We start from the raw sequence: 15842 nt of genomic DNA on the forward strand, positions 1-15842 counted from the left end.
ACAGACAACATTAGTTAAGATTATATGCAAAACGTTTACTCTCCGAACGTACAGCATCATCAGCACATTTGAAACAAGACAAGAACCACGAAGTTAGCTTCCGAAGCTCCTCATCCTTTCCACAAAATTCTGAATCACCGGATACATAGCCTCAGGCGATTCCAACTCATAGCAAAGAGTTTCCAAAGGACACCAACCTGTCCGGTTTCTGTTCCAAATACGAGAAACTATTTGAACACACTCCACCCTAATATTCGCCTTGTGCAATACAGCCAATGCAGGCTCACTGATGATATCCGTATAAACCTCCCGGACACCCCCCAGCACCATCAATGCGGCAGCTGCTTTTCCTACCACCTTGTCAGCAACCTGCGCTCCATGCAAAAAGGCCGGATGCTGATTCAGCAAATCATATAAATCGGCTACCCCGCGTTGGGTAAAAGTACGGATCTCTTCCTTTCTGATAACACAGGAATAGCCGCCTTCATGCAACAATCTGATTAATTCATCCATCTTCCTTTCTATTTCATTCAGATAATACGATGCATCTCATGACCTTCTACATAAATAGCACTAAACGGGCGGCTCGGACAAAGATTTTCACAAGCGCCACAACCGATGCAACGTTCTGTATTCACAACCGGTATCTTAAGTGATTTTCCATCATCGGCATCTTTAGGAACCATCAAGATAGCCCCCGTAGGACAATGACGGGCACAATTTCCACAACTTACCCCATCTGTGTTCACTATACAATTCTGAGCAACCCACACAGCATGACCAATCTGTACAGATGACTTCTCTGTCAGATCAGCCAAGTGAATAGCATCAGTAGGACATACTTCTGCACATTTCGCACACTCAGGACGACAATATCCACGTTCGTAAGACATCTCGGGCTGCATCAGATGTTTCAAATCACCGGACGGACGCAATACCTGATTAGGGCACACCGACACACAAAGCTGACAAGCCGTACAGTGCTGCGCAAAATGACGGAAACTCAATGCTCCCGCAGGAACAATAGGAGTGGCACGCTTGGGAACTTTCTTATCTATAAGAGGAGCCAGACCGCCATCCACTTTCTTTTCCTGAGCTTTTACGGCAACACTTGCAGCAATCAAAGCCGAAACCGTAAAGAACCCACGCCGTGCAGTATCTACCTTTTCTTTGTTTAAAGACGCCTGAGAAACCTGTTTGCCAATTCCTTCACTTGCCGGAGCCTGTTTCTTCAGAAGCATCTGCCCCGATACATATTTTATTGCCCCTTGGCGGCACTTGCCTAGACAATCCATACAAGCAACACAACGGGAATAATCAATCTCATGTGCTTTGGGATTAATGCAGGAAGACTTGCAATTACGAGCACAAAGTCCGCAACCATTACATTTAGACGTATCAATAACCGGTTTAAAATAAGAATATCTAGATAAGAATCCCAATACTGTACCCACCGGGCAAATGGTATTGCAATAAGTTCTTCCTCCACGCCATGCCAAAATAAAAAGCACAATCACAGTACCCACTGCAACTGCAAAAGTAGAAAGACCTTTCATCCAAACATCTACCGAATAAAAAGCATAACTGTCCACACGCTCCGCCCATAGGACAAGTACATTGTTCCCCCACTGATACAAAGGTGTCAGCAGGTTAGAAACGATACGGCCGTATGCACTGTAAGGAGCAATCAACGCCGCCAATGAAACCGCCCCTGCTACCAAAGCGACGACAAACACTGCCAATACCCCATAGCGTAACCACGACAAAGCAGGCGAGTAGCGGAAACGATTCTTCTTTACCTTTCCCGAAACCCAGGAAATGATATCTTGAAACACCCCTAACGGACAGATAACCGAACAATAGACACGCCCCAAAAGCAGAGTCAACAAAACAAGGGCTATCACCACCCCCACATTCAATGCCAGCACGGCAGGAAGGAACTGTATTTTCGCCATCCAGCCAAACCAACCATGCACAGTTCCAGTAAAATCCAAAAACAGCAACGTGATCATTGTAAAGAACAAAAGGGCGGCGGCAAGTCTTATTTTACGTAACATAAGCATTCGTTATTTTATCATGTTTATCCATTCCATTATAAAGTCTCTTGTTTCAACTGTTCCACATATGCGTCTATGCGATGCAGTTCTTTGGGAATATCAATGCTTTGAGGGCAATGCGGATTACACTGGTTACATCCGGTACAATGGCTTGCCTGCCGCAGTTTGGGCACACTACGATCATAACCTATCAGGAAAGCACGCCGTGCACGGCGGTAATTCTCATCCTGACTGCTTTTAGGCACATTTCCTTCGTTGACACATTTATTATAATGCACCAGAATCGCCGGAATATCCAACCCGTAAGGACAGGGCATACAATATTTGCAGTCATTGCAAGGAATCGTAGGGAACTTCAGCATCAATTGGGCTGTTTCTTCCAAGAACTCTTTTTCTTCCTCATTCAAAGGTTCCAAGGGCGAATAAGTCCGAAGGTTATCCTGCAAATGTTCCATATAAGTCATTCCACTCAGCACACACAACACGTTGGGATACGTACCGGCAAAACGGAACGCCCACGATGCCACACTGTTCTCCGGGCGACGCTGCTTCAAGCGCGCCACCAGGTGGTCGTTCAGTTTAGACAAACGTCCTCCCAACAGCGGCTCCATAATCACAGCCGGAATTCCACGCTTGGCCAACTCTCCATACAAATATTCCGCGTTAACATTTCTACCCGAAGCATGGCGCCAATCTACATAGTTCATCTGAATTTGCACAAAATCCCATTTCACATCCAGCGACAGCAAATAATCAAACACTTCCACCGATCCGTGAAATGACCATCCCAAATTACGAATACGGCCTTCTTCACGCTCTTTTAGTAAAAAGTCAAGAACTCCATTGTCAATATAACGGTCATGGAAAGTCTTGATCCCTTCCCCTCCACCTACGGAATGAAGCAAATAATAATCCAGATAATCCGTCTGCAATTCTTTCATCGACTGATGGTACATCTTGATGGAATTCTCACGAGTATAGTTTTGGAAATTGGACATCTTTGTCGCAATCAAGAGCTTTTCGCGGGGATAACGTTTCAAGGCCGCACCGGTGGCTCTTTCAGAAAACCCTTGGCAATAAACAGGAGATGTATCGAAATAATTCACTCCATGAGCGATAGCATAATCCACCAGTTCATTCACCGCATCCTGATCTATCACATTTCCATCGCTGTCCGGTGCAGGTTTCAACGGCCAGCGCATACATCCATATCCTAAAAGTGAGACACGCTCCCCTTTGGGGGAAACGCGATACGTCATTTTATCCACAGGCACTTCGCCCAATACAGAAGCCTCGGATGAAGCCGGTTTCCCTTCGGATGCACAACCATACAGGGCTGCCGCCGATGCAGCCGCACTGACGCCTACTATCTTCAGAAACTTCCTGCGGCTCATTTCCTCTTTATCTCTCTTTTCCATAACCTTTTTTTATACTTAAGCACTGATTACCAATATTCGCAAAGATAAAAAGATTCCTTGATATTTATTGCGGCAAAGCACCTCATAATTACATAAAATGCGCACATAGTGCCACATGAATAATATTCTATCATAAAATGCCAAAAACTTCTTTCATTTTTGCATAACTCCAAACATACAGATCATTATTCTTCAAAAAAATACCATCCCATGAAAAAACTACTTCCGGCAAACTTATGCCTCTTCTCTTCCTTTCCGCTCCGGGTATAGGAACAAGATATTCTGATAGCTACTCCGAACACCTCCCTGCCGTTGTCCGTTCCCGAAAACGTGAAGCCATTATTACCTACAAGAAAATCCGTCCGATGATACAGCTGGGCAATTTATCATACCGTCTCATCTCGCCTTACAATGATAGAGGTGCTTTCTCACTGATGCTCTACACCCCACAGAAAAAACATGCCGTGTTCTTGCCTACAAGATTCAGCATTATTGCAATCAGATTGTTCCCCGTTTCCGCATGGACAGGCTGAAAGCCGACAAGCAATACCGCATCACGGAACTAAACCGGAAAAGATGCCCGTCCGCTGCCACTGGACAACAAAATGTTCTCCGGAAGAATACTGATGAAACAAGGTGTCGAGCTACCGCTACAACATGAGTACGCCAGCCGCATACTGGAGCCGCCCGAAGTGAGCTAAACCTTCCGGTTGATATTGACAGACAAAAAGAGGATGTCAAAACTCTGTTTTTGAAAATATGAACTTATAATCTGGCATTTGAACATCCTAAAAGGCTAAAGAAAGGGCCGTATCATTACTCAATACAGAGCTTGATACGACCCTTTTTTAAGTGTTATAAATACGATCTGTAACTTTGCGGGGTAGCCATTTTAGTTTTGACACATTTACCCTTTTTTGTCTATCAGTCCATTCCGATACGTTTCATCAACTCATCATATTCCTTCTCTTCCCTGCACAACGGCCTGTACCAGGTATATTTCAACACCACGGTGGTCACCACCAGCAGCAACACCGACGCAATGAGTCCCCCCGTACCGCGCACCACCAGATACATGGGCACAATAGTGAGACAGCACTGCCACACGATACCAATCGCCACATTGAACATATCCCGCTTGAAATGGCGGTTGCGCGTCACCTGCGGATAGCGTGCTACCGCCTTGGCCGCCACCGGTTTCCACCACCCCCACGGACGTACCCGGATATAGAAGTTCACCAGCGTCTCCTCGTCAGTAGGAGGTGCCGAGTACGTACCCACGATACAACCCACCAGCGAAATGCCGAACAACACGGGGAAAAAATAAAGTACCAACGAATCGGGTACCGTGAACTTCATCACAATGGCAGCCACCACACCCGAAGTCATTCCCCAGAAATACCCTTCACCATTAAACCGCCACCAGTGCCACTTCAACACATTGGCGGCAATATATCCGCCGAACAACGCGCCCACAATCCACTGGAAAATCTCGTTGATGTCCTTCAGAAAAAAGCCCATCACCGTACTGATAACCACCACCAGTACCGAAACGAGGTAACTCGCCCGTATCTGTGTCCTGACGGAAGCCCTTGGGTTGATATACTTCAGATAAATATCATTCACCACATAGGCCGGTGCCGCATTCACCGTAGAAGCGAATGTAGACATGAATGCCGACAGCAATCCTGCCAGTAACAAACCCGCCAGCCCCACCGGCACATACTTCGTAATCAGGTGAGGAAGAATTGTTTCGAAATCCGTGTGGACAGCCGTCATCTGTTCCAGTCCTCCATCCACTTTAAAGAAATAGATAGCCAGCAACGCAAACCCCATAATCATCAGATAACGCGGAATCAGCAGAATGACCGATACCGAACCGCTCATCAGCGCCGCCTCCTTGGGTGACTTGCACGACAGGATCTTCTGCATGTCATAGTTCGGAGCAGGTCCCGCCATGCTCATAAAAATCCCTTTCAGCAACGCCATCATCACAAAGATACCCATCAGGCTGTAAGGCTCGTCCGCCATGCGTTCCGTCAGCAAACTCATCCGTTCACTCCAGTCAATGTCCAGCGTCCAGCCGAAGAAAGGCGACTCCCACCCTGCAGGCACAAATTCCCGGATCATTTCAGGAGCCACCATGTTCATCCCGATAATGGCAATGACCACACCCGCCACCGTCATGATGAGGAACTGCACCACATCCGTCCACACAATGCTGAGCATACCGCCCAGCATCACATAGAAGGTAGCAATGGCCGTAAAGAAAATGCCGTAAAAATGAGGCACATATTGTACCGGAATATCCCAGGGCACATACTGCGACACTACCTCCCACGGAAAAAAGATCTCCATGAACTTGCCGATTCCGATAAACCCGTAGCTCAAGAAGCCCAGCACGCTGAGCAGAGCAAAGACAATGACAATAGTATGCGAGAGCGTAGCCCCCCGCCCCTGCCCGAAACGGGTCTTTATCCATTCGGCGCCCGTCAGCACATTGCTCCGGCGGAGCCACACCGACAGATAGACCATCAGGAAAATTTGATTGAACACGGGCCACAACCATGGAATCCACAGACTTTTGAACCCATAAGCAAAAGCCCAATACACCATCAGCATGGTGCCGGTAATATCAAACATGCCCGATGCATTCGACAGCCCCAACATATAAAACGGCAACGACTTTCCGCCCAAAAAATAAGAATCCATATTCTTTGCCGCCTTCTTTTTCAAAAACAACCCGATGGCGACAATAACCATCAGATAAGCACAAATAATCAGAATATCAACGATATGCAATTTCATAGTATCCGCTTCATCTTTTATTCAAACACCTGTGTCATGGGGCGTCCTATCCACACCTGCGGTTGCTCCAGATTGAAAACAGATGCTATAGTAGACGCACAGTCAAACTGCATCATGCTCTCTTCGAAAGCTCCCCCCTTCTTGATGTTCTTTCCGGCGATAATGAACGGCGTTTCCATCTCCTCCATGGTCTTTCCGCCATGTCCCTTATTGATTCCCCCATGATCAGCGGTGACAATAATGATGCTGTTTTCATAAATACCCGCTTCCTTGATGGCATCCACAATACGGCCCACATAGCCGTCCAGTTCTCTCAGTTTGGCATAATAAGCCGGAGTATCGTGTCCGTCACCGTGCCCCACGTGGTCAGGGTTGTCGAAACAGAAAGCACTCAACACCGGTTTTTTCTGCATAATATACTCACAGGCCATGTCACACAAAGCCGTAGGATGCGTGTTATAGTCGGGTGCCTGCGCATGATGGTTCAAAGCCAGCGTATCTACCAGATACTTGATACCATCCCATTCATACAGTACGCCCATCTCGGCATCGGGAGCCGCCTTGCGCAACTCGCTGAACACGGTGGGGAAAATGCCATGCTCGTTCAGCACACGCGAAGGTAGTTCGGGCGTTCTTGATCCCCACTCCGTGTACCCGTGCAGTTCAGGACCTGCCCCCATAAACATGGAAGCCCAATTTACAGCACTGGATGAAGGAAGTACACTGCGTTTTTTCAACGTGTAGCATCCGGCATCCATCAACGCCTTCACGTTCGGCATATCCGCCTTTGCCACACTGTAGGCGCCCCATCCGTCCAAACCGATGACAAACACATGTTCCGCTTTCCATTCCGGAGCCTTCCGGCAACCCGACAACACCATTACGGCTATGCACATAGCCCATAAAGCAATCTTTTTCATACAATATCTATTTTGGGTTTATAATTACAAAATTAGCCATTTATTCCCTTTCGACAAGAAAATAAATGGCATTATCCACTTCTCTTTCCACCTAAAAAACAGCCATTCCGCATTAAAAACGACTTTATCTTATCAATGCCTTTATATTCCTTCTATTTTACCCGTTCAGAAATGCCTCGTTGCGATCTATCAGCGCGTTCACCGCTGCCACTGAAGCTGCGGAACGCAATCCGTCGGCAGGCGTGTGCAGACAGTAGTCCACCAAGCGATCCACCGTAGAGACCGCCACGTGCATCCGCGTGTCGCTGGAGGCATAATAGATGTATACCGTACCGTCGTCATCGGCTATCCATCCGTTCGAGAAAAGCACATTGGACACATCGCCCACCCTTTCCCCCGCCAGCGGAGCCAGCAGATAGCCGGCTGGTTCAGCTATGACGCGCCACGGTTCATCGGCTGCGGTCATATAGAGATAGAGCACATAGCGCAGTCCGGCGGCACATCCGCGTACTCCGTGCGCCAGGTGCAGCCATCCTTGGGAGGTGCGGATGGGGTGCGGTCCCTCTCCGTTCTTCACCTCTTTGATCGTGTGATAATAACGGTGGTTTATTATCATTTCCTCCTTCACCTCCGCCCGGGTGATGTCGTCTATCAACGCCCATCCTATTCCTCCCCCATTTCCGGCATTAATAAAATCATCCTGCGGACGGGTGTAGAGGGCATATTTCCCATTCACAAATTCGGGATGCAACACCACATTGCGCTGTTGGCTCGCCGCTTTCAAGTCGGGCAACCGTTCCCAGTCCACCAGATTGCGCGTGCGTACGATTCCCGCCTTTGCCACCGCCGCCGACAGATCTCCCGCCGGTGCCTTGTCATCATGGCGTTCGCTGCAAAAGATACCATAAATCCATCCATCCTGGTGAGCGGTAAGACGCATATCGTACACATTGGTTTCCGCCGGATCCACATCGGGCAATACCAGCGGACGTTTCCAAAAGTGGAAATTGTCCACCCCGTTAGGGCTTTCGGCTATGGCAAAGAACGACTTCCGGTCTGCTCCCTCCACACGCACCACCATCAGATACTTTCCGTTCCATTTCAGGGCACCACTGTTCATGGTAGCATTAAAGCCGATACGCTCCATACAACAAGGGTTGGTGGCAGGGTTGAAGTCATAACGCCATTCCAGGGGAATATGCTGGCGTGTCAGTACCGGATAAACATAACGGCGGATGACACCGTTCGTTTCTTCCTGCATTTCATTAGGACGTTGCAACAACGCTTCATGGCGTTGGCGCAATGCTTCTATTTGTTTTTTGAAATATCCGTTCATATCTTATTTTCTTTTCATTGTTATCAATCCATCTTTTACAGTAAAAGAATGCTATCCAAGCATCTAGAATTATACTATTTTATCAAAAATCAATCATATTCTATACAGTGTTGTTATTGGTTCTCAGGATAAAGAGACATACGGTAAACCCGCTGGTAAATCGCATCTTCCAATTCCAGCTCAAACACAACATCCTGTGTTTCAGGATCTACTTCTGTCACGCGTGCACCACGATTGCCATTGCTAAGCACATTGCTCATTCCCGGACAAATTAATCTGTTACCCGTTTGTTCCAAATATTGCACCCCGGAACGGGCCGGAGTAAAATACGCGGCACCACGCTCTTTTCCATACTGCCAAACTTGGCGAACCGTACGGTTCACTTCATCCACTTCATATTCTATGCCGCAAGTATAAATATTTTTCCTGTCTGTAAAATCCAGTTTGAAGTTACGCCCATAACCATTATTGAAATAAAGAATGTGTCCATTAGGTAATGGGACAGCTGTATGACATCCCCAAGGCCATTCAAAATCATCACAATTCTTCGTTCCGGCTATCACCTCAGGATCAGTAATAGGAGTCCCGTCGGCATGAAGAGGATTCAATAATAATTTCAAGTATTTATCTCTCCAATACCCATGAGGCGATATAATCCACTCAATACCTCCAGCTTTATTAAACTTAAAGATTCCTTGATAACGAGCTGTAGCCAGATAATCATCTCCCCACTCTACTATACCATTATTATGCGCCCAATTACTGGCACTTTGTGCAAAAGGGTCTGAGGTTAGATCATAATCGGTCATTCCATAGCGAGCCGAATCCAACATGTGCACCAAATCCCATTCTTGCAATATCTCCCCTTTTTCGGGATCCATCATAATAATAAAATCATTTATCCGTACATCTTTCCCATTGGCGATTTTAGCGGAAGTCTTGCTCACAGTCGCTAATATATTGCCTTGCTTATCTTGAGATATGGCATGATGCATAGTGTATCCCCTTTCCAGCATATCCCAATTATGAATTGTATTTCCCATCATATCCACCTCCACCATCCGATGATGGTTTCCGTCACCGGTCATATAATGTCCGTTCTGCATCCGGATCAATCCGCACCCGATTCCGATATATCGATGTTCATCCGACTTCTCCCAATCAAGAATCCAACGGATTTCTCCGTCTGCATCTATCATATAAGGGATAGAAGTGTCTGTTTCATCCTGTCCGGGGGAGTTTACCAAATTCATGCCTGGCTCCATTCGGTCATATTGAGCCTTTACCACTCTGATTTCCTTAGGCAGCCTTCTGCTTTCCAATGTTTTCGTCTGAAGCTTTAGATTGGACCGAGCACGTTCATTTCCTTGCAAATCCGTATAAATTAAAGTGATCTGGTTATTATAATTGGGATAAAGTCCCAATACCGGAATATTCTGTTTTAATCCTACATCTTTAAATGTATATTCCACGTCAGGCGTATGCTTTCCCGGTTTGCTGTGTACAATCAGTTTAATGCGTCCCAATACAGGTAATTTTACAACTACACTGGCCGATAATGGATTGCAACCGGAAGGATTGACTGTAGAACTCAATATCAAGTTGTCAATCGAAGTACCTAAGGTAGGTATAACATAAGTGCTTCCATTGGCAAATGTCAAAGTCGTTTTCCAGTTTTCCGCATCCACATCTACACTTTGGATTAACTCTTGCGGAAAAATTATCTTATTGGACTCGAATAACAAAACACATTGTTCACGTTCTTGAGAAACAGATTTCAATAAATCATTTTCCTTCAACTGGTTTTGTATATCCTGCATAGCTTGGGTACAATCCTGTTCTTCATCACGACATGACAAAAATACAAATATCATAACCAACAAAGAGCATAAATAATATCCTTTCCTTTTCATTTGGCTTCATTGTTTTTATGGGAGTGTGTCAAAACTAAACCGGGCCTATCCCATCGTCAGTTGTAGGGGAAGGGTTTGCCTGCCCGAAGACACAAAGCAAACTGTTTTCGGGCGAGCGGACCTCGCCCCTGCGAACTAAATGATGGCATTATCCACGTTTTGACACACCTCTCATACTTTTTAATTATCAGTTCAATACAATCATCTCCATTCCGGCTTTTGCTCCAAATTCAAATTAGCGTCCACCTCTGCCTGAGGTATCGGGAAGTACAAGAATTTAGCTTCAAAATGGTCAAATCCTTGTGTATCCGAAATGCGGTCTGTCGGTTTATATCCTACCAATTCCTTTTCACCACTTTCATTTTCTTCGTAAAGCAATTCATAATGTTGAGAATCGGTCTTGCGTTCGTGCATGATAGCTTTCAACTTAGCAGGATCATTTCCGTACCAACGAACCATATCATCCCAACGTATATTCTCTCCGGCAAATTCCAGCAATTTCTGTTTCTGGAGTTCTGTCATTATAGCATCTTTTCCACTCAAGTTTTTCTCCGGCAGCCCGGCACGTACACGAATCCGGTTAATATCTTTCATTGCTCCGCTTTCATCATTGGTTTCCAGACAAGCCTCAGCGTGGAGCAACAAAACTTCTGCAAAGCGCATAATACGTAAATTGTTGATACGTCCGGCATCGTTAGAATACATCGTACATCCTGTGGGAACCCACCAAGCTGCAAACTTCTTCATCATGAAACGCCCTTGAACACCCTCGATAACCGGATAAGCAGGAGCATATCCTTGCTTGGCAATACCATATTTGCCATCGCCTTCGGGCAGTACCGTCCATTTAAACATATCATCAAATTCCACTTTACCACCATAGAATTTTTCATCCGGCTTCACATCACCGAAATCAGAATATTTAAAGAAGCACGTAGTGTACAAACGCTTATCCCATTTGGAATCAGATCCTTCCGGACGCTGCTCGGAAATGAATTCTTTTATCAAATAGGGAGAAGGCTGCATCTTATACCAACCACCGCCAATATTCTCACCTTTCAGTGTCGGGCCAAAATAATGAGCAAGGTTGTTTCCCATAAACGAGTCGTCACTAGTGCCATTGCCCCAAGAGTCACCCGAATTACCTTTGGCATCATAATTGATTTCCCAAATAGATTCAGCATTAAATTCCGTATCGTCACGGAAGTTGTCCTCATACTTTTGAGTCAAATCGTAACCATAACCATTCATTATAATTTCAAACTCATCCTTAGCGGCCTGATAATCCCCTTTCCAGATATAAGCTTTACCCAACATGGCAATAGCCGCACCTTGAGTTACACGACCGTTCTCATCGCTTGAACGAAGCTTAGGCAAACGAGACTTGGCTTCCTTAAAGTCTGAAATAGCCTGTTCCAGCACTTCATCACCGCTAGACAGTCCATGAGTTTCCGGATCTGCATCCTGCGGGAGAGTACGGATAACCGCATCACGATAATCAGTACGCAAACGGAAGTACCAGAATCCACGTAAGAAATAAGCCTCACCTATCATTTGCTCACGTTTGGTTTCGTCCATATCAACCGTAGCCGCACGATATATGAATTCGTTTGCCATCTGAATGCCTTCATAGATGTTTCCCCAGCTCAAATCCTTTGTATTCGTTGTGTTGACAAACGACAAATATTCCCAAATATAAGGTTCTTCTCCGCGAGTGGGGTAAAGGTCGTCACCGCGCATCTGAAGATGCATGATACCTTCCAACCCGCCATAATATCCACTGGTCATACGGCGGAAAGGATTATAAACTGCGGACAAGCCTTTCATCACATTATCCTCGGATGTCCAGAAAGTGGTCGGAGTCTGACGGTTAGGATCAATCTCATTCAGAAAGTCATCACTACAAGAAGACAATAACATTGGAGCTACAGCCAATGCAGCTATGTATTTTATAAAATTCTTTTTCATATTCTGCAAATATTACTTATTCCTAATTAGAAATTTACTTGTAAACCAAAGGTGATAGTACGTGCCATCGGATAACGACCGTCATCACAACCACGGGTCATTACACCCGAACCACCTGATGTACCGGCACCATCGGCATCTACCATACCCAAGTCAGGAGTATATCCTTTATAATCGGTTATAGTGAAAAGGTTTTCCATAGCCGTATAAACACGCACATTCTGCAAACCGGCTTTAGATACCCATACTTTGGGCAACGTATAACCTAATTCCAAAGTCTTCAAGCGCAAGAATGAACCATTTTCCAACCAACGGTCCGTATAGCCCCAGTTTGTACCATTAGGATCGCTAGTACCAAACAAACAGCGAGGAATGTCAGAATGATTGTTTTCAGTCCAGCTGTTCATGCGTTCTGCATATTGGTTTCCCGTTGATTCATTATAAACCGTACTATAATACTGGGCATTGTAAATCTTGTTGCCAAAGTTTCCGTCAAAGAACATATTCAAATCCAAACCTTTCCATTCAGCACCCAGACTTACACCCAAATTAACTTTCGGGAAAGCAGAGCCTACATCCTGACGGTCATTATTGTCAATCTTACCATCTCCGTTATAATCCACGAAACGCAAGTCACCCGGTTGTGCATTAGGCTGGATCTTATTACCGTTCTTATCCACATACGCATCAATTTCTTGTTGGCTTTGGAATACACCATCCGTCTTTATCAAATTGAAATAACCTATGGAATGACCGGTCTTGGCATAAGTGATCGTTCCTTTGGCATGAGGATTGAATCCCTGCCATTCATCACGACTTCCGTTTACTTCCGTCAGTTCATTCTTGATAAAGGTGGCATTGACACCTACATGATAATACAAATCGCCTACATTATTACGGTGATTCAATGAAATCTCAAATCCTTTGTTTTCTACTGTACCTGCATTTACTGTAGGATTCCCACTCAAGCCAAAACTCAAAGACTGCGGCATAGACAACAACATATCTTCTGTTTTCTGAATAAAATAATCAGCACTGACACTGAACTTATTGTTCAAGAAAGCAAAATCCAAACCCAAGTTCAAGGTCTTCGTCTTTTCCCAAGTCACATTCATGGGTGAAGTCCATTCCTTACCGGTAATGGCACCTTCCCAAAGTTCTGTGCCCATCATGTTATTCATACCTTTATAAACAACAGACTGGGTAGCATAATTGCCAATGCCGCTCAAATTACCCAATACACCATAACTGGCACGAATTTTCAATTCATTCATGGTTTCCTTGATATTTTCAAAGAAATCTTCATTCATCACATTCCAACCCAAAGATACAGACGGGAATGTGCCCCAGCGGTTTCCATCTGCAAATTTGGAAGAACCGTCCCGACGAACAGAAGCAGACAGCATATAACGATCGGCATACGAATACATCACACGCCCAAACATAGAAATCATTGTATTGGCCCACGCGCTACCCGATGTATTTTGTGAAGAAACCGAACCGGCGTCAATCACAGAGAAACCTTCCGGGAAACCCTTACGTCCTGCACCAAAACCACGCGCATTGTTACGCTGGGCAGAATAACCCACCAAAGCAGAAACCGTATGATTGCCAAACGTATTATCATAATTGATTGTATTTTCAATCAACCAATCGTTCTCCCAGTCTGTACTTTCCGACAATTCCGCTTCATTCTTTTGTGAAGTAGAACTGAAATAATAAGGAGAACTATAGGCATAATTACGTCTTGTATATTTGTTTATACCTACATTGAATTTATATTTCAATCCTTTCAAGAACAAATCCACTTCGGCATAGCCATTCAATAAAATGTCTATCCCATGTCTTTGGTAATCATAGGCTTCTGTCCAACCCACAGGATTATCTCCTCTGGTCCATTCCGGAGCGACACCCCAAGTGCCATCTTCACCATATACATTCCACATAGGCACAGCTGTCAGAGCGGAGGTATATGAAACATCTTCGTACTTCTTTTTATAGAATTTCATCATCAACGTAGTCCCCATACGCAAATGATTATTGAAAAAAGAAAAAGTATTCTTAGAACGAATGTTCCATGCCTCATAACCGGTAGTATTCACAATACCATCCTGGTTAAGATAGCTTCCCGAAAGATTATAGGTCGAAGTCTTGTTTCCTCCAGATACATTCAAGCTAACCTTGCTCACCATAGCCGAGTTATAAAGTTCTTTCTGCCAGTCTGTTCCAGCACCTCCATTCCAATTCAGCAACCCTTCTGCCGAACTATAACCGGTAGCCTTTGCCAAATCGCGAAGCTGATTACCATCCATTACATCAATGTATTTGGCAACCATCTGAACGCCTGTATAGGCATCCACTGTTACACGGGCAGGAGTTTCCAAACGACCGCCTTTAGTAGTGACCAATACAACACCATTAGCAGCACGAGAACCATAAATAGCAGCAGCCGAAGCATCTTTCAACACTTCAATAGACTGAATGTCAGCGGGATCAACCATATTGATATCACCATACACACCGTCAATCACATAAAGCGGACTGGTGGCACTCAATGAACTGATACCACGGACATTAATATTCAAGCCTTCCCCCGGCTGACCGTTGGCAGCCGACACAGTAACACCGGCAACTCTTCCTTGCAAAGCAGCTGAAGCACTACGTGCAACATTTGCCTGTAACTCTTTACCGGAAACAGAAGCGACCGCACCTGTCAAATGGCTTTTCTTCACTGTACCGTAACCGATAACCACCACCTCGTCCAACAATTCACCTTCCGACAATTTCACATTAATCACACTGCGGCCATCAACCTTAACAGTTTGCTCCTGATAACCTACATAAGAGAATTTCAAAGACTGACCGGAAGCGGCCTTAATGGTATATTTGCCATCAAAATCGGTAATCACGCCATCCGTAGTTCCTACTACAACAACAGCCGCACCAATCAACGGATTATTCTCCGCATCCGTCACTGTTCCGGTAACAGTAATTTGCTGAGCATAGGCACATATACTAAGTATGCACAGCAACCATGTAAATGCAATTTGTTTCATAAATAATGTATTAGAGTTTAATTAAAAAATATTGCTGTAAAATTAACTAAAAATAGATTTCCAACACGTTATTGCTTTCGCAAACAACGGTAATGCCCCATGGATGGAAGAATAGCAGCTGAAATTAAGAATGTCTTTGTTTTCATAGTTATTTGAATTAAAAATTAACATTGCAAAGATGGCAATTCAAGCAAGCAGGAACAAATACAATTCAAGCATTAAACAATGAAATCTTATCAATATCAAAAAAAAATTCTTCAAGACAATGGAAAACACATCTGAATTGAACGTGAAATATAAAATTTTTCCTACACAGTATTCTTCTAATTATCAACCAATTACTGTGAAAAAACATCCATAAAGGCT

Annotated in this window: 10 protein-coding genes; 1 reads left to right on the forward strand and 9 read right to left on the reverse strand. The window is 44.9% G+C overall.

Annotated features, from left to right (window positions below):
• Nucleotides 1-93: 93 nt before the first annotated feature.
• The 3 genes from BVU_RS02925 to BVU_RS02935 are packed head-to-tail and all read right to left on the reverse strand — an operon-like array spanning nt 94 to nt 3475.
• The gene (locus tag BVU_RS02925; protein WP_011964810.1) at nt 94-513 is read right to left on the reverse strand and encodes a DUF1893 domain-containing protein; all 420 of its coding nucleotides are present in this window, start codon (nt 511-513) and stop codon (nt 94-96) included.
• A 17-nt stretch (nt 514-530) separates the two neighbouring features.
• A complete protein-coding gene (locus BVU_RS02930) occupies nt 531-2057 on the reverse strand; it encodes a 4Fe-4S binding protein (protein ID WP_011964811.1) in 1527 nt (508 codons plus the stop codon).
• A 35-nt stretch (nt 2058-2092) separates the two neighbouring features.
• Nucleotides 2093-3475, reverse strand: coding sequence for an aldo/keto reductase (locus BVU_RS02935; RefSeq protein ID WP_005841075.1), 1383 nt, complete (start codon nt 3473-3475; stop codon nt 2093-2095).
• 236 nt (nt 3476-3711) lie between these two features.
• Here BVU_RS02935 and BVU_RS02940 point away from each other — a divergent pair, with 236 nt between their 5' ends.
• Nucleotides 3712-4008, forward strand: coding sequence for a hypothetical protein (locus tag BVU_RS02940; RefSeq protein ID WP_041174395.1), 297 nt, complete (start codon nt 3712-3714; stop codon nt 4006-4008).
• Nucleotides 4009-4399: 391 nt separating this feature from the next.
• Here the strand turns inward: BVU_RS02940 and BVU_RS02945 are convergent, their stop codons facing one another.
• From BVU_RS02945 to BVU_RS02970, 6 genes are all read right to left on the reverse strand, one after another.
• On the reverse strand, nt 4400-6283 hold the full coding sequence (locus BVU_RS02945) for a sodium:solute symporter family protein (RefSeq protein ID WP_011964813.1): 1884 nt from the start codon (nt 6281-6283) through the stop codon (nt 4400-4402).
• Between the two features lie 17 nt (nt 6284-6300).
• Complete coding sequence (locus tag BVU_RS02950; protein WP_371133269.1) at nt 6301-7179, reverse strand: alkaline phosphatase; 879 nt, start codon at nt 7177-7179, stop codon at nt 6301-6303.
• Between the two features lie 181 nt (nt 7180-7360).
• Complete coding sequence (locus BVU_RS02955; RefSeq protein WP_005850758.1) at nt 7361-8539, reverse strand: glycoside hydrolase family 130 protein; 1179 nt, start codon at nt 8537-8539, stop codon at nt 7361-7363.
• A 113-nt stretch (nt 8540-8652) separates the two neighbouring features.
• Entirely contained in the window at nt 8653-10452 is a 1800-nt protein-coding gene (locus BVU_RS02960) for an aryl-sulfate sulfotransferase (RefSeq protein WP_011964815.1), read from the reverse strand.
• Nucleotides 10453-10653: 201 nt separating this feature from the next.
• On the reverse strand, nt 10654-12420 hold the full coding sequence (locus BVU_RS02965; protein WP_008667554.1) for a RagB/SusD family nutrient uptake outer membrane protein: 1767 nt from the start codon (nt 12418-12420) through the stop codon (nt 10654-10656).
• 26 nt (nt 12421-12446) lie between these two features.
• On the reverse strand, nt 12447-15476 hold the full coding sequence (locus BVU_RS02970) for a SusC/RagA family TonB-linked outer membrane protein (protein WP_011964816.1): 3030 nt from the start codon (nt 15474-15476) through the stop codon (nt 12447-12449).
• Nucleotides 15477-15842 lie beyond the last annotated feature (366 nt).

Origin of the sequence: Phocaeicola vulgatus ATCC 8482 (assembly GCF_000012825.1) — a bacterium.
GTDB lineage: Bacteria > Bacteroidota > Bacteroidia > Bacteroidales > Bacteroidaceae > Phocaeicola > Phocaeicola vulgatus.

What these genes read in the sequence shown, in the direction of transcription:
- BVU_RS02925 (WP_011964810.1), bottom strand. Translation starts at nt 513, where the DNA reads ATGGATGAATTAATCAGATTGTTGCATGAAGGCGGCTATTCCTGTGTT.
- BVU_RS02930 (WP_011964811.1), bottom strand. Translation starts at nt 2,057, where the DNA reads ATGTTACGTAAAATAAGACTTGCCGCCGCCCTTTTGTTCTTTACAATG.
- BVU_RS02935 (WP_005841075.1), bottom strand. Translation starts at nt 3,475, where the DNA reads ATGGAAAAGAGAGATAAAGAGGAAATGAGCCGCAGGAAGTTTCTGAAG.
- BVU_RS02940 (WP_041174395.1), top strand. Translation starts at nt 3,712, where the DNA reads ATGCCTCTTCTCTTCCTTTCCGCTCCGGGTATAGGAACAAGATATTCT.
- BVU_RS02945 (WP_011964813.1), bottom strand. Translation starts at nt 6,283, where the DNA reads ATGAAATTGCATATCGTTGATATTCTGATTATTTGTGCTTATCTGATG.
- BVU_RS02950 (WP_371133269.1), bottom strand. Translation starts at nt 7,179, where the DNA reads ATGTGCATAGCCGTAATGGTGTTGTCGGGTTGCCGGAAGGCTCCGGAA.
- BVU_RS02955 (WP_005850758.1), bottom strand. Translation starts at nt 8,539, where the DNA reads ATGAACGGATATTTCAAAAAACAAATAGAAGCATTGCGCCAACGCCAT.
- BVU_RS02960 (WP_011964815.1), bottom strand. Translation starts at nt 10,452, where the DNA reads ATGAAAAGGAAAGGATATTATTTATGCTCTTTGTTGGTTATGATATTT.
- BVU_RS02965 (WP_008667554.1), bottom strand. Translation starts at nt 12,420, where the DNA reads ATGAAAAAGAATTTTATAAAATACATAGCTGCATTGGCTGTAGCTCCA.
- BVU_RS02970 (WP_011964816.1), bottom strand. Translation starts at nt 15,476, where the DNA reads ATGAAACAAATTGCATTTACATGGTTGCTGTGCATACTTAGTATATGT.